The following is a 23,166-nucleotide window of genomic DNA, read 5'->3' on the forward strand; positions in this document are numbered from 1 at the left end:
CCATATGGCATCCGCAGCAGAACAAATGGCGGCGAACCTCGACTGGGGCACCCTCGGGAAGGCCAAGGAGCTTCGCCAGCGTATCTTTTTCACCATCGGTCTGTTGATCGTCTACCGTCTCGGGACCTTCATCCCGGTGCCGGGCATCGACGGCAACGCGCTCAAAGACTTCATGGATCAGGCGGCCTCGGGCCTCGGCGGTATTCTGTCGATGTTCACCGGCGGCGCGCTTGGGCGGATGGGGATTTTTGCCCTCGGCATCATGCCCTACATCTCCGCCTCCATCATCGTTCAGCTTCTGACCTCGATGGTGCCTTCGCTCGAGAACCTCAAGAAAGAGGGCGAAGCGGGGCGCAAGAAGATCAACCAGTACACCCGTTTCGGCACGGTCGCTCTGGCGCTGTTCCAGGCCTACGGTCTCGCCGCCTCGCTTGAGGCCGGGAACCTGGCCCACGATCCGGGTTGGTATTTCCGCGCGGGCGTCGTGATCACGCTGGTCGGCGGCACCATGTTCCTGATGTGGCTCGGTGAACAGATCACCAACCGCGGCATCGGCAACGGCATCTCGCTGATCATCTTCGTCGGCATCGTCGCCGAGATCCCCGGCGCTCTGGCGCAGTTCTTCGCCTCCGGTCGTTCCGGCGCGATCTCGCCGATCGTGACGCTGATCGTGATTGCCATGGTCGTGGCCGTGATCGCCTTTGTGGTCTTCATGGAACGCGCGCTGCGCAAGGTGCATATCCAGTATCCGCGCCGCCAGCAGGGTATGAAGATCTATGACGCGCAGTCCTCGCACCTGCCGATCAAGGTGAACCCGGCGGGCGTGATCCCGGCGATCTTCGCCTCGTCCCTGCTGCTATTGCCGACCACCATCGCGACCTTCTCGGGTCAGCAAGACGTGGGGCCGGTGATGTCCACGATCCTCGCCTATTTCGGGCCGGGTCAGCCGCTTTACCTTCTGTTCTTCACGGCGATGATCGTCTTCTTCGCCTATTTCTACACCGCCAACGTCGCCTTCAAATCGGAAGACGTGGCCAAGAACCTGAAGAACCAGAACGGCTTCATTCCCGGCATCCGTCCGGGGAAGAAAACCGAGGAACACCTCGATTACATCGTGGCCCGTATCCTCGTGATCGGCTCCGCCTATTTGGCCGCAGTCTGTCTGCTGCCGGAAATTCTGCGCAGCCAGTTCGCCATTCCCTTTTATTTTGGCGGCACTTCGGTGTTGATTGTGGTATCGGTGACGATGGACACGATTCAACAAATTCAGTCCCACCTGCTGGCGCACCAGTATGAGGGGCTCATCGAGAAATCTCAGCTGCGCGGGAGGAAGCGCAGCAAAAGAGGGACAGCAAGACGATGAATATTATTCTGCTTGGACCGCCGGGCGCGGGCAAGGGAACGCAAGCACAACGTCTCGTGGAGGAGCGGGGCATGGTGCAGCTTTCGACCGGGGATATGCTGCGCGAAGCACGCACCTCCGGCACCGAAATGGGCAAGAAAGTCGCGGCGATCATGGATGCCGGTCAACTTGTGACCGACGAAATCGTGATCGGCCTGATCGAAGAGAAGATCCAGCACGGCTCCGCCGGCGGCTTCATCTTCGACGGTTTCCCGCGCACTCTGGGTCAGGCGGACGCGCTCAACGAGTTGCTGTCCCGCAACGGCGCCCAGCTCGAAGCCGTGATCCTGCTCGAGGTCGATGACGAAACGCTGGTGAAGCGCATCGTCAATCGCGCCGCCGAAGCGGTCGCCGCGGGCAAGGAAGCGCGCGCCGACGACAACGAGGAAAGCGTCAAGATCCGCCTGATGGAATATTACAAGAAGACCTCTCCGCTGATCGGCTACTACTATGCCAAAGGCGATCTGAAGACGGTCGACGGCCTTCAGAGCATGGACCAGGTCTCCGCGGATATCGCAAAGGCGCTGGCCTGAGGAATTCAATCGCCGGAAGGTCTTGACCCTCCGGCGATTCGCCTCTATGGCAACCCATCCCCTCTGGGGTAAAAGATTCGCAAACGGGTCGTTTCAGCTCATGTTCGCCCGGACGCAATCATCACCTGAATTCAGCTGTCGCTCGCGAGGGACCCCCCGCGAGCTTCCGTTGTGAAAAAAGGTTCCGGGGTTACGGAACCGCAACGAAAGGAAAGTCAACGTGGCACGTATCGCCGGCGTCAACATCCCGACCGCCAAGCGCGTTCCGATCGCGCTCACCTATATCACCGGCATTGGCAACACCTCTGCCGTCGCCATCTGCGAAGCCGTCGGCATCGACCTTACCCGTCGTGTCAACGAGCTGTCCGACGCCGAAGTTCTCGCCATTCGCGAGCACATCGACGCCAACTACACCGTCGAAGGTGATCTTCGTCGTGAAACGCAGATGAACATCAAGCGTCTCATGGACCTCGGCTGCTACCGCGGCCTGCGTCACCGCCGGAACCTCCCGGTTCGCGGTCAGCGCACCCACACCAACGCCCGCACCCGCAAGGGCCCGGCGAAGCCGATCGCCGGCAAGAAGAAGTAAGGGGAGTATTCAGACATGGCACGTGATACCCGTCGCACGAAGCGTAAGGTTTCCAAGAACATCGCCGCTGGCGTTGCTCATGTGAACTCCACCTTCAACAACACCAAAATCCTGATCTCCGACGTGCAAGGCAACGCGATCTCCTGGTCGTCCGCTGGCACGATGGGCTTCAAAGGCTCCCGCAAATCCACTCCGTATGCCGCTCAGATGGCTGCCGAGGATGCGGGCCGCAAAGCTCAGGATCACGGTGTGAAAACCCTCGAAGTCGAAGTGCAGGGCCCGGGTTCGGGTCGTGAGTCCGCGCTGCGCGCACTCGCTGCCATCGGCTTCAACATCACGTCGATTCGCGACGTGACCCCGATTGCGCACAACGGCTGCCGCCCGCCGAAACGTCGTCGCGTGTAATCGAAATAACGATTTCAGGATCGCGGGCCATGTTTGCCCGCGGTCCGTTTTTGCGTTTTGAGACCCCTCGGGCGTCCCCCCGTTTAAGGACATGGGCGGGAGGACAAGAATGGAGGCACCAGCATGATCCACAAGAATTGGGCCGAGCTCATTAAACCGCAACAGCTTGAAGTGAAACCGGGCAACGAACCGGCACGTCAGGCTACCATCGTTGCCGAACCGCTTGAGCGCGGCTTCGGTCTGACGCTGGGCAACGCGCTGCGTCGCGTGCTGATGTCGTCGCTGCAAGGCGCGGCCATCACCTCCGTTCAGATCGACAACGTCCTGCACGAGTTCTCCTCGGTCGCGGGCGTGCGTGAAGACGTCACCGACGTCATCCTGAACCTCAAAGGCGTGTCGCTGCGCATGGAAGTCGAAGGGCCGAAGCGTCTCTCGATCTCCGCCAAAGGTCCGATGGTCGTGACCGCCGGTGACATCTCCGAATCGGCTGGCATCGAGGTCCTGAACAAGGATCACGTCATCTGCCACCTTGACGATGGCGCCGATCTGTTCATGGAGCTGACTGTCAACACCGGCAAAGGCTATGTCTCTGCCGACAAGAACAAACCGGAAGATGCGCCGATCGGCCTGATCCCGGTCGATGCGATCTATTCGCCGGTCAAGAAAGTGTCCTATGACGTGCAGCCGACCCGTGAAGGTCAGGTGCTCGACTATGACAAGCTGACGATGAAAATCGAAACCGACGGTTCCGTGACCCCGGAAGACGCCGTGGCCTTCGCTGCGCGCATCCTTCAGGACCAACTGGGCATCTTCGTGAACTTCGACGAGCCGGAATCGGCTGGTCGTCAGGAAGAAGACGACGGTCTCGAGTTCAATCCGCTTCTTCTCAAGAAAGTGGACGAGCTGGAACTGTCTGTCCGTTCGGCGAACTGCCTCAAGAACGACAACATCGTCTACATCGGCGATCTCATCCAGAAAACCGAAGCCGAGATGCTCCGCACCCCGAACTTCGGCCGCAAGTCGCTCAACGAGATCAAAGAGGTTCTGTCCGGCATGGGCCTGCACCTCGGCATGGATGTCGAAGAGTGGCCGCCTGAGAACATCGAAGAGCTGGCGAAGAAATTCGAAGACCAGTTCTGAGTGAAATTTTGAGGGTCGGCAAAAAGGTCCGACGCTTGTCCGACAAAAGTCCGACGCTTTGCCGACCCTCAAATCCGGGCATTTTGCCCACCGAAGACACGGGCATTCCGCCCCAAGGAGAACCGGTGACACGCATCGCCGGTCAGACAAAGCAAAACACGCTAAAGGAGATAGAAAATGCGTCACGCTAAAGGTTACCGCCGCCTCAACCGGACCCACGAACACCGCAAAGCGATGTTCTCCAACATGGCCGGCTCGCTCATTGAGCACGAACAGATCAAAACCACGCTGCCGAAAGCCAAAGAGCTCAAGCGCATCATGGACAAGCTGATCACCCTCGGCAAACGCGGCGATCTTCACGCCCGTCGTCAGGCTGCTGCTCAGCTCAAACAAGACAAAGACGTCGCCAAACTCTTCGAAGTTCTGGGCCCGCGCTACGCTGAGCGTGCCGGGGGGTACACCCGCGTTCTGAAAGCCGGTTTCCGTTACGGCGACATGGCTCCGATGGCGATCATCGAGCTCGTGGACCGTGATCCGGCCGCCAAAGGCGCCGCCGACAAAGCCCGCCTCGAAGCCGAAGAAGCTGCGATGGCTGACGAAGACTGATCCCGGTTTTCTGTGCGATTTCGAAAGCTCCGCTTCGGCGGAGCTTTTTCATTTTGCAGGAATGGTCGCGAAATTGAGCAGCCTGTGCGCCGCCTCTTTCACTATTCACCATGTAACGTGATTTTGGCTTTCAAAATCTGACTCTTTGGTTTACTCATCTTAAGGGTGATCTCCTTATGGTTGTCACGCCTTTCGTAACCCAAAATGAATTTTACCCATGCGTGACACGACAGAACTCAATCGACTGTTTGCCCAGCTTCGCTCCGCATCTCCCGTCGGATATTCCGCCGGGTTGCACATCCGTTTCGCCTCGCCTCTGGTCGCGGAATCGACCTACGACCCGAAATGGCTCGAGCATTATGCGGCAAATGCTTACGCGTTGAGGGATCCGATGATCGCCTGGGGTTTGAGCTGCGAAGGGTCTACAAGGTGGAGCGAAATAGAACTCCCCGATCCATTCCAAATTTGGAGGCAGGCCGCCGAATTCGGCCTGAACTACGGTGTTGCCGTGTCCTGTGGACCGGTTCAGTCACGAAGCATTGTAGGTTGCGCCCGGGCCGATCGCGAATTCACGGATCAGGAGATCTCGAAAATCGTGACGATCGTGCGCACGCTGCATGAAATCTCTGAGCCGCAAACGGATCTGACACAGGCCCAAATTCAGGCCCTCCGGTGCATCGCGGGCGGTGATCGTCACGCAGCAGCCGCGGCCAAACTCGGGATCTCGGAGAGCGCGCTGAAGGCGCGTCTCGTCTCTGCCCGAGAACGTCTCATGGCCCGGACGACCTCGGAAGCCATCCAAAAAGCCAAGGAGATCAAGCTGTTGTGACGGTGCTCGCTCCCGCGTTGCGTTGAAGAAATCAACCAACACCGGAGACGTACCATGCAAACGACCACGCTTTCTTTTGCCAACCTGCACAACCATGGCGATCTTTTTGCCAATATGCTTCGCGCGCGACACGAAACGTTCATCCAGCACGCGAAATGGGATCTGCCCCAGGCGGATGGCATGGAATACGATCAATACGACACGCCCGCGTCCCGTTGGATCGCGGTTCACGAGTTTGGCGATGTGTTGGCCGGTATCCGCTTGACCCCCACGACCACGCGCTGTGGCATTTATTCCTACATGATCCGCGATGCCCAACGCGGTCTGCTCGACAGTATCCCGTCGGATCTTCTGTTCGACGAGGCCCCGGTGGCGGAGCATGTCTGGGAATCGAGCCGGATTTTCGTATCGCCACGGGTGCCTGCGAAATCCCGTCTCAAAGTCCAGATGAGCCTGATCGGGGAGATGACGAATTCCGCGCGTGAGCTGGGCGCGACCTCGGTCGTCTGCCTGATCCCGGAGAACGGCAACCGCTGGGGGCGCCGTGTCGGGCTCGACATCGACGTGATCGGTCCGGTGATGGACATCGGCGGTGCGCGCAACGCCTGCATGCGCATCAATCTGATCAACAAACTGCACTGATCCGATGCGCTTGAGAAAGGGGCCAGAACGCTGCCTTTTGGCCCCGATCCCTCTTTCGCGCGCCGCTCAGGCGGCGTAACCTCCGGCCATGGCCGATCTGTTCTCTTCCGATGATACGCCCCCGAAGCACGGTGCCGCGCCGCGGCCGCTGGCTGACCGGTTGCGCCCGCAACATCTGTCCGAGGTGATCGGTCAGCAACAGGTGCTGGGGCCCGAAGCTCCGCTGGGGGTCATGCTTGCCTCGGGGGCTTTGTCGTCGATTATTTTCTGGGGCCCGCCGGGGGTGGGCAAAACCACCATCGCGCGGCTTCTGGCGGATGAAACGGATCTGCATTTCGTACAGATTTCCGCGATTTTTTCCGGGGTGCCGGAGCTGCGCAAAGTGTTCGAGGCGGCCAAACTCAGACGCGCGAACGGGCAGGGAACGCTTTTGTTCGTCGACGAAATCCACCGTTTCAACAAGGCGCAACAGGACAGTTTCCTGCCGCATATGGAGGATGGCACGATCCTCCTTGTGGGCGCGACGACGGAGAACCCGTCCTTCGAACTGAACGCCGCTGTGCTGTCGCGATCACAGGTCATGGTGCTGACGCGGTTGACGCATGAAGACCTTGCGCAACTGACCGAACGGGCGGAGCGAGAGCTGGACAAGACCCTGCCCCTGACCGAGATGGCCCGCTTTGCGCTCTATGAGATGGCCGATGGCGACGGGCGCACGCTTTTGAACCTGATCGAACAGATCGCTGCGTGGAAAGTGGACGCCCCGCTCGATCCGGAGCAGCTTGGCAAGCGCCTCATGCGTCGGGCCTCGAAATACGACAAGAGCGGCGACGAGCATTACAACCTGATCTCTGCCCTGCACAAATCGGTACGCGGGTCCGACCCGGATGCGGCGCTTTATTGGTTCGGGCGGATGCTGGAAGGGGGTGAAGACCCGCGCTATCTGGCGCGTCGGATGTTGCGCATGGCGATCGAGGACATCCAGCTCGCCGATCCGCAGGCCCATGCGGTTGCGTTGCATGCCTGGGAAACCTATGAACGGCTCGGCTCGCCGGAGGGGGAGCTGGCGCTGGCGCAATGTGTGGTGTACCTCGCGCTCGCGCCGAAATCGAATGCGGTCTACACGGCGTTCAAGGCGGCCCGCGCGGCGGCGCGCAAGACCGGCTCTGAACCGCCGCCGAAACATATCCTGAACGCGCCGACGAAACTGATGTCGGAGCAGGGCTATGGCGAAGGTTATGCTTACGATCACGACGCAGAAGACGGGTTTTCGGGCCAGAACTATTTCCCCGACACGCTGCCGCGCACGCAGTTCTACAAACCGGTGGAACGCGGCTTCGAGCGTGATCTGGCCAAGCGGGTGGCCTATTTCGACAAGCTGCGCAAACAACGGGGCGGTTGACATTCGGAGCCGTCCCCCACAGGAACACGGGCAACTGAAGAGGATGACATGGCACCATTGATCCAGGTTGCATTGGGCGGCGCAGTCGGTGCTTCGGCGCGCTATCTGTCCGGTCTCGCGATGACCCATCTCATGGGCAAGAGTTTTCCGTGGAACACGATGTTCGTGAACTTCCTCGGTTCTTTTCTCATGGGGGTCGTGGTGGTGACGCTGGCGCATGAAAACGGCAACCGCTTTGCGCCGCTACTTATGACGGGCATGCTGGGTGGGTTCACCACCTATTCGGCCTTCTCTCTGGATGCGATGACCATCATAGAGCGGGGCGATTACGGGATCGGGGCATTCTATGTTCTTGGCACGCTGGTGCTGGCTCTGGGCGGGATTGCCCTTGGCCTCTTCGCCGCAAGGAGTTTCTACGCATGAGCGCAGTTCAGACGATTACGATTGGCGACGACCAGCCGGAGCAGCGGCTCGACCGCTGGTTCCGCAAGATGTTCCCGCAGGTGACCCAGGGCAATATCGAGAAGATGTGCCGCAAGGGCGAGATCCGCGTCGATGGCGCGCGGGCGAAATCGAATACGCGCGTCGGTCCGGGTATGGCGATCCGTGTGCCGCCGTTGCCGGATGAAAACGCGCCGAAACCCGAGCGCAGCGATGTGAAGGTCTCGAAATCCGATGCGCAGATGATGCGCGATGCGGTGATCTATCAGGACGAGTATCTCATCGTGATCAACAAACCGGCGGGGCTGCCGACACAGGGCGGTTCGAAGCAGACCCGCCATGTCGACGGGTTGTCGGTGGCGCTTCAGGGCGATTTTCCCGAAAAGCCGCGGCTTGTCCACCGGCTCGACAAAGACACGTCCGGCGTTCTGGCCTTGGCGCGCACGCCAGCGATTGCCTCGAAGCTCACCGAGGCCTTCCGCCACAAAAACACGCGCAAGATTTACTGGGCGCTCGTGGCCGGCGTGCCGACGCCCTATCTTGGCGAGATCAAATACGGGTTGGTCAAAGCCCCCGGTCGCGGCAAGTCGGGCGAGGGCGAAAAGATGATCGCTGTACATCCCCGCGATGTCGATGCGACGCCGGGCGCGAAACGGGCGCAGACGCTGTACGCCACGCTCTACCGCGTCGGATCGCGGGCATCTTGGGTGGCGATGGAGCCGATCACCGGTCGCACCCACCAGCTCCGCGCGCATATGGCGGAGATCGGGCATCCGATCATCGGGGATGGCAAGTATGGCGGCTCCGGTCAGGAAAACCTTGGGGATGGCTGGGGCGCGCAGCTTGGCGGGATCATCTCGAAGAAACTGCATCTCCATGCGCGAATGTTGCGGTTCGAACACCCGGTGACGAAAAAGATCATCTCCGTGACGGCGCCGCTGCCGGATCATATGAAACACAGCTGGGACACGTTCGGCTGGACCGAAGACCTCGCCGCAGAAGACCCGTTCGAGGATCTGCGGGGATGAAGCTCGTCATTTTCGACGTGGACGGCACGCTGGTCGACAGTCAGGCGCATATCGTCCTGTCCATGGCGGCGGCGTTCGAGGCGGTGGGCCTGCCGGTGCCGGATCGGGATGCGATTCTGTCCATCGTCGGATTGTCCCTGCCGCTGGCGGTGCGTGAGCTGGCCCGCAATGCCGATGACGCCACGCTGGGCCATATGGTTGACGCCTACAAAGACGCGTTCCACACCCATCGTCTGGCACAGGGCGCGGCGGCCTCGCCGCTTTATCCCGGCGCTGAAGAGGCGGTGCGCCGGTTAGGGGCGCGTGACGATCTGTATCTGGCGATTGCGACGGGCAAGAGCCGACGCGGTTTGACGGCCTTGCTTGAAAGTTGGGATTTCGCGGATCTCTTCGTGACGACGCAAAGCGCCGACGATCACCCGTCGAAACCGCATCCGTCCATGGTGATGACCTGTCTTGCGGACACGGGTGTCGATGCTTACGACGCGGTTGTCATCGGTGATACGACTTACGATATGGAAATGGCCCGAGCCGCGCGGTGCAAGGGCATTGGCGTGGGCTGGGGCTATCACGGGCGGACTGCGCTGATCGAGGCAGGGGCCGCGACGGTGCTGGATGATTTTGCGCAGCTCGACGGTGCGCTCGAGACGATCTGGAAGGACTGAACATGGCGGAATGGGCGGCGAAGCGGTTTTGGAAAGACACCACCGTGGCGGAAACGGAGGGCGGGTTCACCGTGCATCTCGATGGTCGCCCGGTCCGGACGCCCGCGAAGGCGCGGCTTATTCTGCCGACCAAGGCGCTGGCCGATTTGATCGCCGCCGAATGGGAGGCGCAGGACGGGGTCATCGACCCGAACACCATGCCCGCGACCCGCGGTGCCAATGCCGCGATCGACAAGGTCGCGGTGCAACATGCCGAGGTTGCCGACATGCTTTCGGATTATGGCGACAGCGATCTTTTGTGCTACCGCGCCGAGCACCCGCGCGAGCTGGTGGAGCGTCAGGCGCAGGGCTGGGACCCGCTTCTGGAGTGGGCGGAAGAGGTGCTTGCGGCGCGCCTCGAACCCCGCGCGGGGGTGATGCACGCGCCTCAGAAGGCCGGTGCGCTTGAGGCATTGCGCCGTAGAACCCATGCGCTGAACGCGTTCGAACTCGCGGCCTTCCACGATCTCGTGGCGCTTTCGGGGTCACTGATTCTGGGCTTTGCGGTGACCGAAGGGCGGCTTACGCCCGAGGAAGCCTGGGCGCTGTCGCGGCTCGATGAGGCGTTCCAGATCGAGCAATGGGGCGAGGATGAAGAGGCGTCCGAGGCATCCGAGATCAAGCGCCAGAGCTTTCTTCAGGCGGCGCTGTTTTACCGCGTGGTCAATTAAGCGGCGCTGGGGCGGCTGGAAAGCCCAATCGTCGCGCAGAACTGCCATGGATTTGATCAAATGTGCAGAGGCCATGCATAATTGTGATCGTGGCCTTGACGTTCTGGAATGAATCCTCCCAAACTAAGCTCATTGAAAGAGCATTTGCTCATTTCGATATCGCCCCCGGTCCACAGGGAGGACCGGTAGAAGCGCCTGGCAAAGGCGCAACATCAGGAAGAGGTAAATATGAAAAAATCCGTATTTCTTGGCGCGCTGACGCTGGCAGGTCTGGCTGCCGGGACGGCGATGGCCCAGGATTCCTCCACGCTCGCCGCCGTGAAAGAGCGCGGTGTGCTGAAATGTGGCGTGAACCCGGGCACCCCGGGCTTCGCTGCGCCGGATGCAAGCGGCAAGTTCGTGGGTTTCGACGTGGATGTGTGCCGTGCTGTTGCCGCCGCGATCTTTGGTGATTCCGAAGCCGTCGAATACACCCCGCTGACGTCGGCCGTGCGTTTCACCGCGCTGGCCTCCGGCGAAGTCGACATGCTGGCCCGCAACACCACCTGGACCTTCTCGCGTGACGTCGACCTGAAAAACACCTTCGTCGGCGTGAACTACTACGACGGCCAGGGCTTCATGGTGCCGAAAGATCTTGGCGTGTCCTCTGCGAAAGAGCTGGGTGGTGCAACCGTGTGTATCGAAACCGGCACCACGACCGAGTTGAACCTCGCCGACTACTTCCGTGTGAACAACATGGAATACGAACCGGTTCCGGTCGAAAGCTTCACCGAGGCCCAGACCCAGTTCCTCGCCGGTGCTTGCGACGTCTACACCACCGACGCCTCCGCTCTGGCCGCCTCGCGCGCCTCCTTCGAGAACCCGGAAGGCTACGTGGTTCTGCCGGAAATCATCTCCAAAGAGCCGCTCGGCCCACTCGTGCGTCATGGCGATGACAACTGGGGCGACATCGTGCGCTGGTCGCTCAATGCGATGATCGCTGCCGAAGAATACGGCGTGACCTCCGCCAACGCCACCGAACTGGCGAAAGGCACCGAAAACCCGGAGATCAACCGTCTTCTGGGTGTCGAAGGCGAACTGGGCGCGATGCTCGGTCTCGACAACGCCTGGGCTCTGAACATCATCACCCAGGTTGGCAACTATGGCGAAAGCTTCGAGAAGAACATCGGTGAAAACACTCCGGTGGGTCTGGCTCGTGGCCTCAACGCACAGTGGACCGAAGGCGGCCTGATCTACTCGCCGCCCTTCCGCTAAGACTGACAAAAGGGAAGGGCGCGGGATACACTCCGCGCCCTTTGCCTTTCTGGCTCTGCTCACTTCAAGACCATCGAATATGCGAACGGGAAAATCCGGGCGGCAGTGGGGCTATATCTAAACAGGGGACCGTCACTCATGACGACAGCGACAAACACGCCGGAAGATCAGGGCTTTCGGCTGAGCCAGCTGATCTATGACACGCGCTATCGCTCGATCACCATTCAGGTGATCGCGATGCTCGCGTTCATGTTGATCGCGGCCTTTCTCATTCGCAACACGATCATCAACCTTTCGGCTCTGGGCAAGGACATCGACTTCGGGTTCCTGTTCAACCGGGCGGCTTATGACATCAACCAGCAGATCATTCCCTACACCTCCGATGACCCGCACTGGCGGGCCGCGCTTGTCGGGCTTTTGAACACGCTTCTGATTGCCATTCTGGGCTGTACGCTGGCCACGGTGATCGGGGTTGTGGCGGGCGTTTTGCGCCTATCGAAGAACTGGCTGACGGCCAAGATCATGACGGTCTATGTCGAAAGCTTCCGCAACATCCCGGTGCTTTTGTGGATTCTCGCTTTCATGGCGGTGCTCTCCGAAGGCCTGCCGGCGCCGCGCGCCTTTCGGGGCGAAGACCCGGCGGCCTCCATGTGGTTCTGGGACAGTGTGGCGGTGACCAATCGCGGTACTTATGTTCCGGCGCCGGTCTGGGGCAGCGGGTCGAGTGTTGTGGTCATCGCTTTCCTTTTGTCGCTTCTCGGCATTTGGGCCTTTGGCAAATGGTCGAACCGCCATTTCGAGGAAACCGGCCAGCACCTGCCGAATTTCTGGATCAAGCTGGGCATTCTGATCGTGCCCTCCGTGCTGGTCTATTTCGTCATGGGCCGCCCGGTCTCGCTGTCCTATCCGGAGCTCAAGGGCTTCAACTTCGATGGCGGTCTGCACATGCGCAACTCGATGCTGGCGCTGTGGCTGGCGCTGAGTTTCTACACCGGCTCCTTCATTGCAGAGATCGTTCGTTCGGGAATTCTCGCGATCTCGAAAGGCCAGACCGAAGCCGCCTTCGCGCTGGGGCTGCGCCCGTCCTGGACGATGAACCTCGTGATCCTGCCGCAGGCTCTGCGGGTGATCATTCCGCCGCTGATCTCGCAGTATCTGAACCTGACGAAAAACTCCTCGCTCGCGCTTGCCGTGGGCTATATGGACCTTCGCTCGACGCTGGGTGGCACCACGCTCAACACCACGGGGCGCGAGCTGGAATGCATGCTGTTGATGATGCTGATCTATCTGATCGTCAGCCTGATCATTTCCTCGGGTATGAACATCTACAACAAATCCGTGAAGCTGAAGGAGCGTTGAGATGAGCACGACAAAATCCCTCGCTTACGTCCGCAAGGAGATGCTGGATCAACAGCCCGCGCCGCGGTCTCAGGTCGGGTTCACCCGCTGGGCCCGTGACAACCTGTTCTCCGGCTGGTTTAACACTGTGCTGACGCTGGTCTCCCTGTTCGTGATCTACAAGGTGCTCGCGGCCACCCTGCCGTGGATTTTTGGCGGGGTCTGGAACGCGGACTCTCTGGCGCAGTGCCGTGTCATCATGAACGAGGCCTACGGCAACACCCATCACGCCTGCTGGGCGGTGATCCATGAGCGCTGGAACCAGTTGCTCTACGGGTTCTACCCGGAGACGCAATACTGGCGTGCCAATTTGGCCTTCGTCCTGATGCTGGCCTCGCTTGCTCCGGTGCTGTTCGACAAGGTGCCGCGCAAGATGCTCTACCTCACGATGGCTTTCCCCTTCCTGCTCGTCTGGCTGGTCTGGGGCGGCACGATTTGGGGGGTGACTTCTGTCGCCTTCGGTTTTGCCCTCGGCGGGATCGCTTTCAAACTCGTGGATCGTTTCGGCTCCATGGCGCTCTCGGCGATTGCCGCAGTTGCGGTGGCTGCCGTCTGGTGGCTGTTCATCGGTCCGTCGGTGGTCGAGGGCCTCAATTCCGTCGCGCCCTTGGGGCATCTCGAAGAGGTCCAAAGCCGCGACTTGGGCGGCTTCATGATCTGTGTGATCATCGGCATCTCCGGCATCGCGCTCTCACTGCCCATCGGCATCGTCCTGGCGCTGGGTCGTCAGTCGGACCTGTTCATTGTGAAAACCATCTGTGTGGGTTTCATTGAGTTCATCCGAGGCGTGCCGCTCATCACGCTCCTGTTCACCGCCTCGCTTTTGCTCAACTACTTCCTGCCGCCGGGCACGACGTTTGATCTGACCTTGCGGGTTATCATCATGGTAACGCTGTTCTCGTCGGCTTACATGGCGGAGGTGATCCGGGGCGGCCTCGCGGCCCTGCCGAAAGGCCAGTATGAGGCGGCCGACGCTTTGGGTCTCGATTACTGGAAAGCTCAGCGCCTCATCATCATGCCGCAGGCGTTGAAAATCTCCATCCCGGGCATCGTGAACACCTTCATCGGTCTGTTCAAAGACACCACCCTTGTGATGTTCATCGGCATCTACGATATGCTGGGCCTTTCCAACGCCATTCGCGCCAACGCAGCGTGGAACGGCATCTATTGGGAGCTGTTCATCTTCATCGGCGGGGTCTTCTGGATCTGCTGTTTCGCCATGTCCCGTTATTCTCAGTGGCTGGAGCGCAAGCTCCGCACCGATCATCGTTAAGAAAGGAGACGACCATGTCTCAAGCTGTCGAACGTCAAATTGACCGTTCCAACATGACCGTCTCCGACGAGGTGGCCATCCAGATCACGAACATGAACAAATGGTACGGTGAATTCCATGTTCTCCGTGACATCAACCTGACGGTGAACCGGGGCGAACGGATCGTCATCGCGGGGCCGTCCGGCTCAGGGAAATCCACGATGATCCGCTGCATCAACCGTCTCGAAGAACACCAGCAGGGCAAGATCATCGTTGACGGGACCGAGCTGACCTCGGATTTGAAAAACATCGACAAGATCCGCTCGGAAGTCGGCATGTGCTTTCAGCACTTCAACCTCTTCCCGCATTTGACCATTCTGGAAAACTGCACGCTGGCGCCGATGTGGGTCCGCAAGACCCCCAAGCGCGAAGCCGAAGAGATCGCGATGCATTTCCTTGAAAAGGTGAAAATCCCGGATCAGGCTCACAAATACCCCGGCATGTTGTCGGGAGGTCAGCAACAGCGTGTGGCGATTGCCCGCTCGCTTTGCATGAAGCCGCGCATCATGCTCTTCGACGAACCGACCTCGGCGCTCGACCCGGAGATGATCAAGGAGGTGCTCGACACCATGATCGAACTGGCGGAAGAAGGCATGACCATGCTTTGTGTGACCCACGAGATGGGTTTCGCGCGTCAGGTGGCAAACCGCGTGATCTTTATGGATCAGGGCCAGATCGTGGAGCAGAACGAACCGGAAGAGTTCTTCAACAATCCGAAATCGGAACGGACGAAGCTCTTCCTGTCGCAGATCCTCGGTCACTGAGGTTTTTGGACATCGCAAAAGAAAGGCGCCTCCCGGGGCGCCTTTTTCATATGTCGATCTCTCGTGGGATTGCGAAGTCCAGAACCGGGTTGGCACCATATCGCACCTCGGACCAGTTCTCTGCACCAAGCTCGAACACGGTCGTGGCACAGGTCGGATACCGCAGGAAATCACCGTGCACGGGCGGGTTTTGGGCGAAGCGTGCGGCGAATTCACCGATTCCGGGATTGTGTGCGATGAGCAGGACCGTCTGGCCGGTCGCTTTCTTCAATTCCTGCAAGATCCGCAGCTCGGAGGCGAGATACAGCCTGTCGATCACGCGCAGCTCGGGCTGCATGCCAAGCCCTTGTGCGACCCGTTCAAAAGTCTGTTGCGTGCGAGTGGCGACCGAGACCAGTGCCTGATCCGGGAAATACCCCTGCGCCTTGAGCCACGCGCCCATCGTCTTGGCATTGCTCTGACCGCGGGCATTGAGTGAGCGGTCAATGTCATCGAGCCGGGGATCGTCCCAGCTCGATTTCGCGTGACGCATCAGGATCAGGCGGCGTGTCATGCCTCGTGCGGCTTGATCCGGGGTTCGGTGTCGCGAATGAGCGAGCCAGCCCCGTGTTCGGTATAAAGCTCAAGCAGGCAGGCATTGGGCGCACGCCCGTCGAGGATGACCACGGCCCGCACGCCGTCTTTCAAGGCATCGAGCGCGGTTTCGGTTTTCGGGATCATGCCACCGGCGATGATGCCCTCCTCCGTGAGCTGCTTGATCTGGGCGGAATTGAGCGAGGTCAGCACCGCGCCATCCGCACCTTTCACACCCGACACATCGGTCAAAAGCAGTAGTCGGTCCGCTTTCAGCGCACCCGCGATAGCGCCTGCGGCCGTGTCGCCATTGACGTTGAAGGTCTCGCCATTCCGGCCCGCGCCCACCGGGGCGATCACCGGGATCAGGTTTTCGTCGCCCAGTTCCTTGATGATCGACGGGTCCATGTCCACCGGCGTGCCGACAAAGCCCAGATCGGGATGGGTCTGTTCGCAGATCATCAGATTGGCGTCCTTGCCGGAAATCCCGACGGCCCGCCCGCCCTGACCGTTGATCGCCTGAACGATGCGTTTGTTCACGAGACCCGAGAGCACCATCTCGACCACCTCGACGGTGGCCTTGTCGGTCACCCGTTTGCCGTTCACGAATTCGGACTGGATGTTGAGATCGGCCAGAAGCTTGTTGATCATCGGACCGCCACCATGGACGACCACCGGCTTCACTCCGACCTGCTGCATCAGCACTACGTCGCGGGCAAAGCTCTCCATCGCCTCGTCAGAGCCCATGGCATGACCGCCCAGCTTGATCACCACGGTCGCACCCTCGTATCGCTGCAGATAGGGCAGCGCTTGGGAAAGGGTGCGGGCGGTGGCGATCCAGTCTCTGTTCATGTCTTGCTTCTTCATGTTCGGGAATCCAGATGAGGGTTTGTCCCTCAATACAGGCTTCCCGATCCGAGGCCAAGCGGATCAGACGAGGGTCGCGATCACCGCGCGCAGCACATCGACACCCCAGCCCTTTTCCGAGGAGGTGACGATGAGTTCGGGGTAGGCGGCCGGGTGTTTGGAAATCTTCTCGCGCACCTGTTCGATGACTTGCTGGCGTTCGACCTCCTTGACCTTGTCAGCCTTGGTCAGCACGACCTGAAAGGTCACGGCGGATTTGTCGAGAAGCGTCATGATCTCCTCGTCCACCTCTTTCACCCCATGGCGGCTGTCGATCAGAACAAAAGCGCGGCGCAAAGTGGCGCGACCGGACAGGTAGGCCTTGAGCAGGCGCTGCCATTTCTCGACGGTTTTCACCGGGGCCTTGGCAAAGCCATAGCCGGGAAGATCGACGAGGTAATGGCTGTCGGCACAGGTGAAAAAGTTGATCTCCTGCGTCCGGCCCGGGGTGTTCGAGGCGCGTGCAAGCGCCTTGCGCCCGGTCAACGCGTTGATCAGAGACGATTTTCCGACGTTCGAGCGTCCCGCGAAACAGACCTCCAGCCGGTCGTCCGGGGGCATGCCGTCCATCGCGACGACGCCTTTGAGAAATTCTGTCTCGCCTGCAAACAGCAAGCGGCCCTTTTCGAGGGCCGCCGCATCTGGTTCAGCGATGGGAAACTGTAGATCCATCGTCATTCACGCCCTCAGGCGCCCTTTTTCTTGAGCCTCAGCGAGCGCAGCACATTGCCGAACACGTCGGGACGGTGACCGTGGCTCCACATGATCAGATACTGCTGAGTGAAGGTGATCGTGTTGTTGCAAATCCAGTAGAGCACCAGACCCGAGGCGAAATTGCCGAGCATGAACATGAACACCCAGGGCATCCATGCCATGATCATCGCCTGCGACGCATCGGTCGGCGCCGGGTTGAGTTTCTGTTGCAGCCACATCGAGATCCCCAGGAGGATCGGCAACACGCCGAGCGACAGGAAGGCCAGGGCCGAACCGGCTTCCGGTGCCGCGAAGGGCAGCAGGCCGAAGAGGTTGAGGATTGAGGTCGGATCCGGTGCGGAGAGGTCGTGAATCCAGCCGATCCACGGCGCGTGGTAGAGTTCGATGGTGACAAAGATCACCTTATAGAGCGAGAAGAACACGGGGATCTGTAAGAGGATCGGCAAACAGCCGGAGGCCGGGTTCACCTTGTTCTTCTTGTAGAGCTCCATCATGCCGCGCTGGAGTTTTTCCTTGTCCTCACCGGCCTGTTCCTTGAGCTTCTCCATCTCCGGCTGAAGCTCTTTCATCCGCGCCATGGAGACGTAGGATTTATAGGCCAGCGGGAACATGATGCCCTTGATGATCAGGGTCAGAATGAGGATGGACCAGCCCATGTTACCGATCAGGCCATGCAGCGCGTGCAGGATGCGGAAGATCGGTTTGGTGAAATACCAGAACCAGCCCCAGTCAATCGAATCGACGAAACGGTAGAAGCCGTTGTCATCCTGATAATGTTTGATCGTTTCCCATTCCTTCGCACCGGCGAAGAGGAAGGAGGTGGTCGTCACGCTGGCGCCGGGAGCGACGTCGACCGTCGGCATGCGGGTCTCGACCTGATAGATATTGCCGGCCTCGACGTATTTCGCCACGGAGGTGAAGCTCTGCCCGGGTTGCGGCACAAGAGAGGTCATCCAGTACTTGTCGGTGAAACCGGTCCAGCCGTTGGCCTCAACGGAGACGACCGAAACCTTGCCGCCTTCGCGTGGGTCGTAATCGAAATCGACGATGTTCTTGTATTTCTCTTCGTCCAGTTCCTTGTCGGAAAGGCGCACCAGACCTTCATGCAGGACGGGCGAGCGCACGGTGCGCTCCGGCGTGCCGTGACGGGCCACGACGCCATAGGCAAAGAGCCGGGCGGCGGCGTCGCCCGCGTTCTCCACGGATTGGGTGATGGTGAAGAGATAATTGTCGTCGACCGAGATTTCACGATGGAAAACAAGGCCCTTGCCATTGTCCCATCTCAGGGAGATGGGGCTGTCCGGGGTGAGTTCCGAACCGCTTTCCACGCTCCAGAGCGTGTTGGCGCCCGGGACGTCCTCAACGGTCAATGCGCCACCGGGGGCCCAGCCATAGGTGGCGTAATAGGGGGTGGCATCGCCGATGGGCTCGAGCAGAGTCACGATCTCGTCGCCGTCGATTTCCGTCTTGTAATCCTTGAGGGACAGATCGTCGATGCGACCGCCGACGAGGGAGAGCGAGCCGATGACACGCGGGGTCTCGATGGCAATGCGCGGCGCCTCGGCAGAGGCAGAAGCCGTTTCCGCAACGGATGGGGCCTCCGCAGTGCCGGTTGCCGCTGGCGGTGCGACGGCGGTCGTTTGCCCGGCGTCAGTATTGGCAACTTCCGTCACCGTCGCATTCGGATCCGTCACGGTCTCCGGTGCGGGGAACAGGATCGTCCACCCAAGCATTACGATGCCGCTCAGCACCACGGCAAGAATCAGGTTCTTGTTTTGATCGTCCATCTAGGCCGCCCGATTTTGGAATTCAGTCTCGGGTGGTTCAACCTCCCAGAAGCCCTGAGGTCAAGCGGTTTCGGCTATTTCCTCAGGAAAATGCCGGAAAGTGATCAACTCGCGCGCCGTCCGATCTGCGGCGCCTGCGCCAGTTTGCGATTGTGGGTTTCCATCCACGCGAGCGTCTGCTCGAAGGCCATCGGGCGGGAGATCGAAAAGCCTTGTACATGATTGCACCCCAACTGGGAGAGCATGGCATGTTCTCCAACGGTTTCCACACCTTCGGCAAGGGTCGCGAGGTCGAGCCGCTCCGCCATGGTGAGAATGGCCGCCAGCATGCTTTGCTGATCCCGATCGAGATCGCAGCGCGATACGTAGGAACGGTCGATCTTGATACGTTTCACGGCGAAACGGCGAATGTTGGCGATGGAGGCATGACCTGTGCCGTAATCGTCGAGATCAATGCCGCAGCCCATTTCCTTGAGCGCCCAGATGTTTCGGGTGATCGTGTCGTTGTCCGAGGAGGAAATGACGCTTTCGAGGATTTCCACGCTCAAACGCGAAGGCAGCAGCTCGAAGCGATCCAGTTCCCATCGGATCTTGTCCACGATTTTCGGATTGGCGAGGTCGGTCGGTGAAAAGTTGACGGCGACGGAAGGGATATGAAAACCGGCGCGATCCCAGGTCTTGAGCGCTTTCAGAGCGTGATAGAGCATCACTTCGCTCAGACGTTCCAGGAGGCCGAGTTCTTCGATATCCGACATGAACTGACCGGGGGTGAGAATGCCCTGTTCGGGATGAGCCCAGCGCGCGAGCGCCTCCATGCCGGAGACCTCACCGGTATCGGTGGAAATCTGTGGCTGGAACCAGGGCAGGATTTGCCCGTTCTCAAGCGCTTCGCCGACATCGGTGTTCAGACTGATGCGGTCGAGTGTGCGTGGCGAAATGGCCGGGGAATAGGCGCGGATCGAACCGGGGCCATTGTGATGCGCATCGCTCAGGGCGATTTCTGCGGCGTCGAGAAAGGCCTGACCCGAGGCGGCGGGGGCGCGATTGGGCATGCAGAACCCGATGGAGGCCGTGGCGAAGATTTTGCTCGCGTTGATCGAGAAGGGTTCGGACAGAGCCGCCTGTAGGCGGGAGGCCAGTTGAATGAGGGATTCGAGATCGGCGCGCCGGACCGGCGCAAGTGCAATGGCGAAACGTGCGCCTTCGAGCCGGGCGATGGTGTCGTGATCGCGCAGAGCATCCTGAAGGCGACGGGTCGCGGCGATCAGGATGTCATCGCTTGCGGAGGCGCCGAACCCCGAGCCGAGCGCACGGAAATCGTCGATCTCAACGACGAGGCAGGCGGTGGTGCGGCCCGTCGTGTCCCGGGCATCAAGAATCTGGTCCAACGTGTCGGTGATCGCCCGTCGCAGGGGCAGTCCGGTGAGGCCATCGCGCGCAACAGGGCCATGGCGACATACACCATTCGTCACGCTCAGAAAGGCCGCGAGCGCTGGCAACAGGAGTGCGCAGGCAATGAGAAGGCTTTCGCCGCCGAACCAATAGGCGCCGAGGCACAGCGCAGGGAGGAAAGCGAGTGTCTGTGGCCCCGTCAGGGCATCGCGCAGGCGGTAAAGCTTGGCTGCGATGTCGTTCGGCATGGTTCTTGTCCCGGTCTGTTCCGTGGCGTCTGTTCTGTGGCCGGAATGGCCTGTGACACCCTGGAACATGCCCCAAGAAAGTGGCCGGTCGGTTAACGCAACCTTGGGATTTCCATAGAATTTTCATCATTCGAATCCTTGATCGTGCGCTCCGTGCGCGTAAGGCCAAGGAAGTCGAAGAGTTTCGGGTCCATCATATGCGACGGCCGGATGTTGGTCAGGGCCTTGAACATCACCTGGCGGCGACCGGGGCTGTTTTTCTCCCAGCCGTCGAGAATCTGTTTGACCTGCTGGCGTTGCAGCCCGTCCTGCGAGCCGCACAGATCGCAGGGGATGATGGGATAATTCATCGCCCGGGCGAATTTCTCGCAATCTTCTTCGGCGACATGGGCGAGCGGACGGTAAACGAACAGATCGCCTTCCTCGTTCACAAGCTTCGGCGGCATGGTGGCAAGCCGCCCGCCGTGGAAGAGATTCATGAAAAAGGTTTCGAGAATATCGTCACGATGGTGTCCAAGGACGACTGCGGTACAGCCCTCCTCGCGCGCGATTCGGTAAAGGTTGCCGCGCCGCAGGCGCGAGCAGAGTGCGCAATAGGTCCGCCCTTGCGGCACCTTGTCCATAACGATGGAATAGGTATCCTGATACTCAATGCGGTGCGGCACCTGCATTTTCTCAAGGAATTCCGGCAGCACGGTCGCGGGGAAGCCCGGCTGACCCTGATCGAGATTGCAGGCCACAAGCTCGACCGGCAACATGCCGCGCCATTTCAGCTCGTAGAGGGCGGCGAGCATCGTATAGCTGTCCTTGCCGCCGGAGAGGCACACGAGCCATTTCGCGCCGCGTTCGACCATGCCGTATTGCTCGACCGCCTCGCGCACATTGCGGATGATCCGCTTGCGCAGTTTCTTGAACTCCGTGGTGGAGGGCGCGCCGTGGAACAGCGGATGGATATCGTCGAGATCATCAAGCATGGCGCGGGAATAGGGCCTTTCCCCCAGTCTCGCAAGAGGGTCAGTGCGCCGGATCAAGGACGAAGATCGTTGAGTGTGAGAGAATGAGCCTGTTTGAAAGAGGGGGTGCATTATGCCTGAACGAGATGTTTCCAATCGTATGAATATTGTTCACATGAAGGTTGTAGCGGGGAAGGAGATGGCGAAGCTCAGAATTGCCATCCCGGATTTGCCCGAGGAGAAGATTGAGGAAACCTGGTTCTGTTCCGTGCCGCATGTCTTCGGGGCGGCCAGAGGCGCTGTGGCTTGGCAGGGAGGGCGCAAGCTGGGTCTGTTCGCCATGGCAGATGTGATCTGGGACAAGAAGCTCGGCTATCGGCGCATTCAGGACGGCGTCACGGCTTATGGCGTGCTCGACATTCCGGAAGAGGGGCTACTGTCGGTGGGCGCCGGGGAGGGGGACCGGCTGAGCAGTCGCACCTGTGGTGCCGGTCACTGGGTGCTTGAGCGTAAGGAAACGAAAGACCGTTAGGCTTTGCGGTCCGGGGTGGCGGATTTGGATTTCGGCTCGGGCACGGGATCGTACCCCATGCCGCCCAGCGGATGACAGCGCCCGATGCGACGGATGGCGAGCCATGTGCCCTTGATCGCGCCATGTTTTTCCAGCGCTTCCATCGCATAGGCCGAACAGGTTGGCTGATAGCGGCAATTGTGCCCGACGAAAGGTGAAAACACCTTGCGATAGGCGCGCACGGGCAGGGAAATGACAAAGGCGAGCGGGGTCATGTGTGGTCTCCATGGACTTTCCTCAGGGCATATCTGAGGTCTTTCAGCAGGAGATCAAAGGGCCGCGCGCTTGTGTCGCTCTTCTTGCCGATCAGCACGTAATCCCACCCGTCGCGACCAAGCTCGGGAATCACCAGACGGGCCGCTTCGCGCAGGCGTCGCTTGGCATGGTTGCGGGCGACGGCGTTACCGACCTTTTTGGAGCAGGTATAGCCGACCCGGATGCCCGTGGCGGGCTCCGTGGCGTCGCGTTTGCGGCCCTGCAAGAGAAAGCTCGACGTTCCCTGACGCCGCGCGCGGGCCGCTTTCAGGAAATCGTTGCGTTTCGACAATGTCACGAGGGGGGATGCATTATGCAGGCATGACAAAACCGCCGACTGCAACCCTTCGGCGTCGGCAAGTGCCTTGTCCTCGGGTGCGTTCGGCGGTGTCATCAGCTTTGCCTGTTCAGGCGGTCCCGGAAGCGCGAATTACGCGGAGAGGGACTTGCGGCCACGAGCGCGGCGCGCGTTCAGAACCTTGCGGCCGGCTTTGGTGGCCATACGGGCACGGAAGCCGTGACGGCGCTTGCGGACGAGGTTGCTCGGTTGATAGGTGCGTTTCATCGCGCCATCTCCATCGGTTGCGTTGGGGCCCAAACCCGATCGTCACTGCCGATCTGGCGCATGACAAGGGATTCGAAGGCGA

General features: G+C 60.2%; 27 protein-coding genes. 18 read left to right on the forward strand and 9 right to left on the reverse strand.

Going from position 1 to position 23,166, the window contains the following annotated elements; genetic code table 11:
• Positions 1–4: 4 nt before the first annotated feature.
• From secY to NH195_RS11750, 17 genes are all read left to right on the forward strand, one after another.
• Complete coding sequence (secY, locus tag NH195_RS11670; RefSeq protein WP_096806467.1) at positions 5–1,363, forward strand: preprotein translocase subunit SecY; 1,359 nt, start codon at positions 5–7, stop codon at positions 1,361–1,363.
• The gene (locus NH195_RS11675; protein ID WP_066707107.1) at positions 1,360–1,935 is read left to right on the forward strand and encodes an adenylate kinase; all 576 of its coding nucleotides are present in this window, start codon (positions 1,360–1,362) and stop codon (positions 1,933–1,935) included. Before secY ends, NH195_RS11675 begins: the two co-directional genes overlap by 4 nt.
• Positions 1,936–2,155: 220 nt before the next feature.
• Complete coding sequence (rpsM, locus tag NH195_RS11680) at positions 2,156–2,524, forward strand: 30S ribosomal protein S13 (protein WP_066707110.1); 369 nt, start codon at positions 2,156–2,158, stop codon at positions 2,522–2,524.
• A gap of 15 nt (positions 2,525–2,539) precedes the next feature.
• Positions 2,540–2,929 (forward strand): 30S ribosomal protein S11, encoded by a 390-nt coding sequence (gene rpsK, locus NH195_RS11685; protein WP_066707113.1) that lies wholly within the window; start codon positions 2,540–2,542, stop codon positions 2,927–2,929.
• A gap of 123 nt (positions 2,930–3,052) precedes the next feature.
• Positions 3,053–4,069: a DNA-directed RNA polymerase subunit alpha gene (locus tag NH195_RS11690; RefSeq protein ID WP_066707119.1), complete on the forward strand. Its 1,017-nt coding sequence runs from the start codon at positions 3,053–3,055 to the stop codon at positions 4,067–4,069.
• A gap of 177 nt (positions 4,070–4,246) precedes the next feature.
• Positions 4,247–4,675, forward strand: coding sequence for a 50S ribosomal protein L17 (gene rplQ, locus NH195_RS11695; RefSeq protein ID WP_066707122.1), 429 nt, complete (start codon positions 4,247–4,249; stop codon positions 4,673–4,675).
• A gap of 217 nt (positions 4,676–4,892) precedes the next feature.
• Positions 4,893–5,504: an autoinducer binding domain-containing protein gene (locus NH195_RS11700; RefSeq protein ID WP_066707125.1), complete on the forward strand. Its 612-nt coding sequence runs from the start codon at positions 4,893–4,895 to the stop codon at positions 5,502–5,504.
• Positions 5,505–5,558: 54 nt separating this feature from the next.
• Positions 5,559–6,146 carry an acyl-homoserine-lactone synthase gene (locus tag NH195_RS11705; RefSeq protein ID WP_066707128.1) on the forward strand — a complete coding sequence of 196 codons (588 nt, stop codon included), beginning with the start codon at positions 5,559–5,561 and terminating at the stop codon, positions 6,144–6,146.
• 88 nt (positions 6,147–6,234) lie between these two features.
• Positions 6,235–7,548 (forward strand): replication-associated recombination protein A, encoded by a 1,314-nt coding sequence (locus NH195_RS11710; protein ID WP_066707131.1) that lies wholly within the window; start codon positions 6,235–6,237, stop codon positions 7,546–7,548.
• Positions 7,549–7,596: 48 nt separating this feature from the next.
• Positions 7,597–7,971 (forward strand): fluoride efflux transporter CrcB, encoded by a 375-nt coding sequence (gene crcB, locus NH195_RS11715; protein ID WP_066707133.1) that lies wholly within the window; start codon positions 7,597–7,599, stop codon positions 7,969–7,971.
• A complete protein-coding gene (locus NH195_RS11720) occupies positions 7,968–9,017 on the forward strand; it encodes an RluA family pseudouridine synthase (protein ID WP_066707136.1) in 1,050 nt (349 codons plus the stop codon). Before crcB ends, NH195_RS11720 begins: the two co-directional genes overlap by 4 nt.
• Entirely contained in the window at positions 9,014–9,682 is a 669-nt protein-coding gene (locus NH195_RS11725; protein WP_066707138.1) for an HAD-IA family hydrolase, read from the forward strand. Before NH195_RS11720 ends, NH195_RS11725 begins: the two co-directional genes overlap by 4 nt.
• A 2-nt stretch (positions 9,683–9,684) precedes the next feature.
• Positions 9,685–10,392, forward strand: a complete 708-nt coding sequence (locus NH195_RS11730; protein ID WP_066707141.1) for an ATP12 family chaperone protein — start codon at positions 9,685–9,687, stop codon at positions 10,390–10,392.
• A 228-nt stretch (positions 10,393–10,620) separates the two neighbouring features.
• Complete coding sequence (locus NH195_RS11735) at positions 10,621–11,646, forward strand: amino acid ABC transporter substrate-binding protein (protein ID WP_066707144.1); 1,026 nt, start codon at positions 10,621–10,623, stop codon at positions 11,644–11,646.
• Positions 11,647–11,784: 138 nt separating this feature from the next.
• Entirely contained in the window at positions 11,785–13,005 is a 1,221-nt protein-coding gene (locus NH195_RS11740) for an amino acid ABC transporter permease (protein ID WP_066707149.1), read from the forward strand.
• Position 13,006: 1 nt separating this feature from the next.
• Entirely contained in the window at positions 13,007–14,317 is a 1,311-nt protein-coding gene (locus NH195_RS11745; protein ID WP_066707152.1) for an amino acid ABC transporter permease, read from the forward strand.
• A gap of 14 nt (positions 14,318–14,331) precedes the next feature.
• Positions 14,332–15,120: an amino acid ABC transporter ATP-binding protein gene (locus tag NH195_RS11750; RefSeq protein ID WP_066707155.1), complete on the forward strand. Its 789-nt coding sequence runs from the start codon at positions 14,332–14,334 to the stop codon at positions 15,118–15,120.
• A gap of 46 nt (positions 15,121–15,166) precedes the next feature.
• Here NH195_RS11750 and NH195_RS11755 read toward each other — a convergent pair whose 3' ends face one another.
• The 6 genes from NH195_RS11755 to ttcA all read right to left on the reverse strand — a co-directional run bounded on the left by NH195_RS11755 (position 15,167) and on the right by ttcA (position 21,714).
• Positions 15,167–15,673: a SixA phosphatase family protein gene (locus NH195_RS11755; protein WP_066707158.1), complete on the reverse strand. Its 507-nt coding sequence runs from the start codon at positions 15,671–15,673 to the stop codon at positions 15,167–15,169.
• Complete coding sequence (gene argB / locus NH195_RS11760) at positions 15,670–16,560, reverse strand: acetylglutamate kinase (protein ID WP_066707161.1); 891 nt, start codon at positions 16,558–16,560, stop codon at positions 15,670–15,672. Before argB ends, NH195_RS11755 begins: the two co-directional genes overlap by 4 nt.
• Positions 16,561–16,623: 63 nt before the next feature.
• On the reverse strand, positions 16,624–17,271 hold the full coding sequence (yihA, locus tag NH195_RS11765) for a ribosome biogenesis GTP-binding protein YihA/YsxC (RefSeq protein ID WP_066707206.1): 648 nt from the start codon (positions 17,269–17,271) through the stop codon (positions 16,624–16,626).
• Between the two features lie 14 nt (positions 17,272–17,285).
• On the reverse strand, positions 17,286–19,100 hold the full coding sequence (yidC, locus tag NH195_RS11770; RefSeq protein ID WP_066707164.1) for a membrane protein insertase YidC: 1,815 nt from the start codon (positions 19,098–19,100) through the stop codon (positions 17,286–17,288).
• A 104-nt stretch (positions 19,101–19,204) separates the two neighbouring features.
• Positions 19,205–20,740 carry a putative bifunctional diguanylate cyclase/phosphodiesterase gene (locus NH195_RS11775; RefSeq protein WP_066707167.1) on the reverse strand — a complete coding sequence of 512 codons (1,536 nt, stop codon included), beginning with the start codon at positions 20,738–20,740 and terminating at the stop codon, positions 19,205–19,207.
• 92 nt (positions 20,741–20,832) lie between these two features.
• Positions 20,833–21,714 (reverse strand): tRNA 2-thiocytidine(32) synthetase TtcA, encoded by an 882-nt coding sequence (gene ttcA, locus NH195_RS11780; RefSeq protein WP_066707170.1) that lies wholly within the window; start codon positions 21,712–21,714, stop codon positions 20,833–20,835.
• A gap of 178 nt (positions 21,715–21,892) precedes the next feature.
• Here ttcA and NH195_RS11785 point away from each other — a divergent pair, with 178 nt between their 5' ends.
• Positions 21,893–22,225: a hypothetical protein gene (locus NH195_RS11785; RefSeq protein WP_066707173.1), complete on the forward strand. Its 333-nt coding sequence runs from the start codon at positions 21,893–21,895 to the stop codon at positions 22,223–22,225.
• Here NH195_RS11785 and yidD read toward each other — a convergent pair.
• From yidD to rpmH, 3 genes are read right to left on the reverse strand one after another with little or no spacing between them, the layout of a single operon-like run.
• Entirely contained in the window at positions 22,222–22,479 is a 258-nt protein-coding gene (gene yidD, locus NH195_RS11790; protein WP_066707176.1) for a membrane protein insertion efficiency factor YidD, read from the reverse strand. The two genes, NH195_RS11785 and yidD, sit on opposite strands and share 4 nt — an antisense overlap.
• Positions 22,476–22,913: a ribonuclease P protein component gene (rnpA, locus tag NH195_RS11795; protein ID WP_066707178.1), complete on the reverse strand. Its 438-nt coding sequence runs from the start codon at positions 22,911–22,913 to the stop codon at positions 22,476–22,478. The genes yidD and rnpA overlap by 4 nt, the downstream gene beginning before the upstream one ends.
• Positions 22,914–22,949: 36 nt before the next feature.
• Positions 22,950–23,084: a 50S ribosomal protein L34 gene (gene rpmH / locus NH195_RS11800; RefSeq protein WP_043868490.1), complete on the reverse strand. Its 135-nt coding sequence runs from the start codon at positions 23,082–23,084 to the stop codon at positions 22,950–22,952.
• Positions 23,085–23,166 lie beyond the last annotated feature (82 nt).

The sequence above is a fragment of the Celeribacter ethanolicus genome (genome assembly GCF_001550095.1).
GTDB lineage: Bacteria > Pseudomonadota > Alphaproteobacteria > Rhodobacterales > Rhodobacteraceae > Celeribacter > Celeribacter ethanolicus.

Bases quoted from the DNA above. Each gene is read 5' to 3' on its own strand.
- yidC (WP_066707164.1), bottom strand. From the start codon at position 19,100: ATGGACGATCAAAACAAGAACCTGATTCTTGCCGTGGTGCTGAGCGGC.
- NH195_RS11720 (WP_066707136.1), top strand. From the start codon at position 7,968: ATGAGCGCAGTTCAGACGATTACGATTGGCGACGACCAGCCGGAGCAG.
- NH195_RS11675 (WP_066707107.1), top strand. From the start codon at position 1,360: ATGAATATTATTCTGCTTGGACCGCCGGGCGCGGGCAAGGGAACGCAA.
- NH195_RS11730 (WP_066707141.1), top strand. From the start codon at position 9,685: ATGGCGGAATGGGCGGCGAAGCGGTTTTGGAAAGACACCACCGTGGCG.
- crcB (WP_066707133.1), top strand. From the start codon at position 7,597: ATGGCACCATTGATCCAGGTTGCATTGGGCGGCGCAGTCGGTGCTTCG.
- NH195_RS11725 (WP_066707138.1), top strand. From the start codon at position 9,014: ATGAAGCTCGTCATTTTCGACGTGGACGGCACGCTGGTCGACAGTCAG.
- argB (WP_066707161.1), bottom strand. From the start codon at position 16,560: ATGAAGAAGCAAGACATGAACAGAGACTGGATCGCCACCGCCCGCACC.
- yihA (WP_066707206.1), bottom strand. From the start codon at position 17,271: ATGGATCTACAGTTTCCCATCGCTGAACCAGATGCGGCGGCCCTCGAA.
- NH195_RS11735 (WP_066707144.1), top strand. From the start codon at position 10,621: ATGAAAAAATCCGTATTTCTTGGCGCGCTGACGCTGGCAGGTCTGGCT.
- NH195_RS11705 (WP_066707128.1), top strand. From the start codon at position 5,559: ATGCAAACGACCACGCTTTCTTTTGCCAACCTGCACAACCATGGCGAT.
- NH195_RS11785 (WP_066707173.1), top strand. From the start codon at position 21,893: ATGGCGAAGCTCAGAATTGCCATCCCGGATTTGCCCGAGGAGAAGATT.
- rpsK (WP_066707113.1), top strand. From the start codon at position 2,540: ATGGCACGTGATACCCGTCGCACGAAGCGTAAGGTTTCCAAGAACATC.
- secY (WP_096806467.1), top strand. From the start codon at position 5: ATGGCATCCGCAGCAGAACAAATGGCGGCGAACCTCGACTGGGGCACC.
- rplQ (WP_066707122.1), top strand. From the start codon at position 4,247: ATGCGTCACGCTAAAGGTTACCGCCGCCTCAACCGGACCCACGAACAC.
- NH195_RS11750 (WP_066707155.1), top strand. From the start codon at position 14,332: ATGTCTCAAGCTGTCGAACGTCAAATTGACCGTTCCAACATGACCGTC.
- NH195_RS11700 (WP_066707125.1), top strand. From the start codon at position 4,893: ATGCGTGACACGACAGAACTCAATCGACTGTTTGCCCAGCTTCGCTCC.
- NH195_RS11740 (WP_066707149.1), top strand. From the start codon at position 11,785: ATGACGACAGCGACAAACACGCCGGAAGATCAGGGCTTTCGGCTGAGC.
- yidD (WP_066707176.1), bottom strand. From the start codon at position 22,479: ATGACCCCGCTCGCCTTTGTCATTTCCCTGCCCGTGCGCGCCTATCGC.
- NH195_RS11690 (WP_066707119.1), top strand. From the start codon at position 3,053: ATGATCCACAAGAATTGGGCCGAGCTCATTAAACCGCAACAGCTTGAA.
- rpmH (WP_043868490.1), bottom strand. From the start codon at position 23,084: ATGAAACGCACCTATCAACCGAGCAACCTCGTCCGCAAGCGCCGTCAC.
- NH195_RS11710 (WP_066707131.1), top strand. From the start codon at position 6,235: ATGGCCGATCTGTTCTCTTCCGATGATACGCCCCCGAAGCACGGTGCC.
- ttcA (WP_066707170.1), bottom strand. From the start codon at position 21,714: ATGCTTGATGATCTCGACGATATCCATCCGCTGTTCCACGGCGCGCCC.
- NH195_RS11745 (WP_066707152.1), top strand. From the start codon at position 13,007: ATGAGCACGACAAAATCCCTCGCTTACGTCCGCAAGGAGATGCTGGAT.
- rnpA (WP_066707178.1), bottom strand. From the start codon at position 22,913: ATGACACCGCCGAACGCACCCGAGGACAAGGCACTTGCCGACGCCGAA.
- NH195_RS11755 (WP_066707158.1), bottom strand. From the start codon at position 15,673: ATGACACGCCGCCTGATCCTGATGCGTCACGCGAAATCGAGCTGGGAC.
- NH195_RS11775 (WP_066707167.1), bottom strand. From the start codon at position 20,740: ATGCCGAACGACATCGCAGCCAAGCTTTACCGCCTGCGCGATGCCCTG.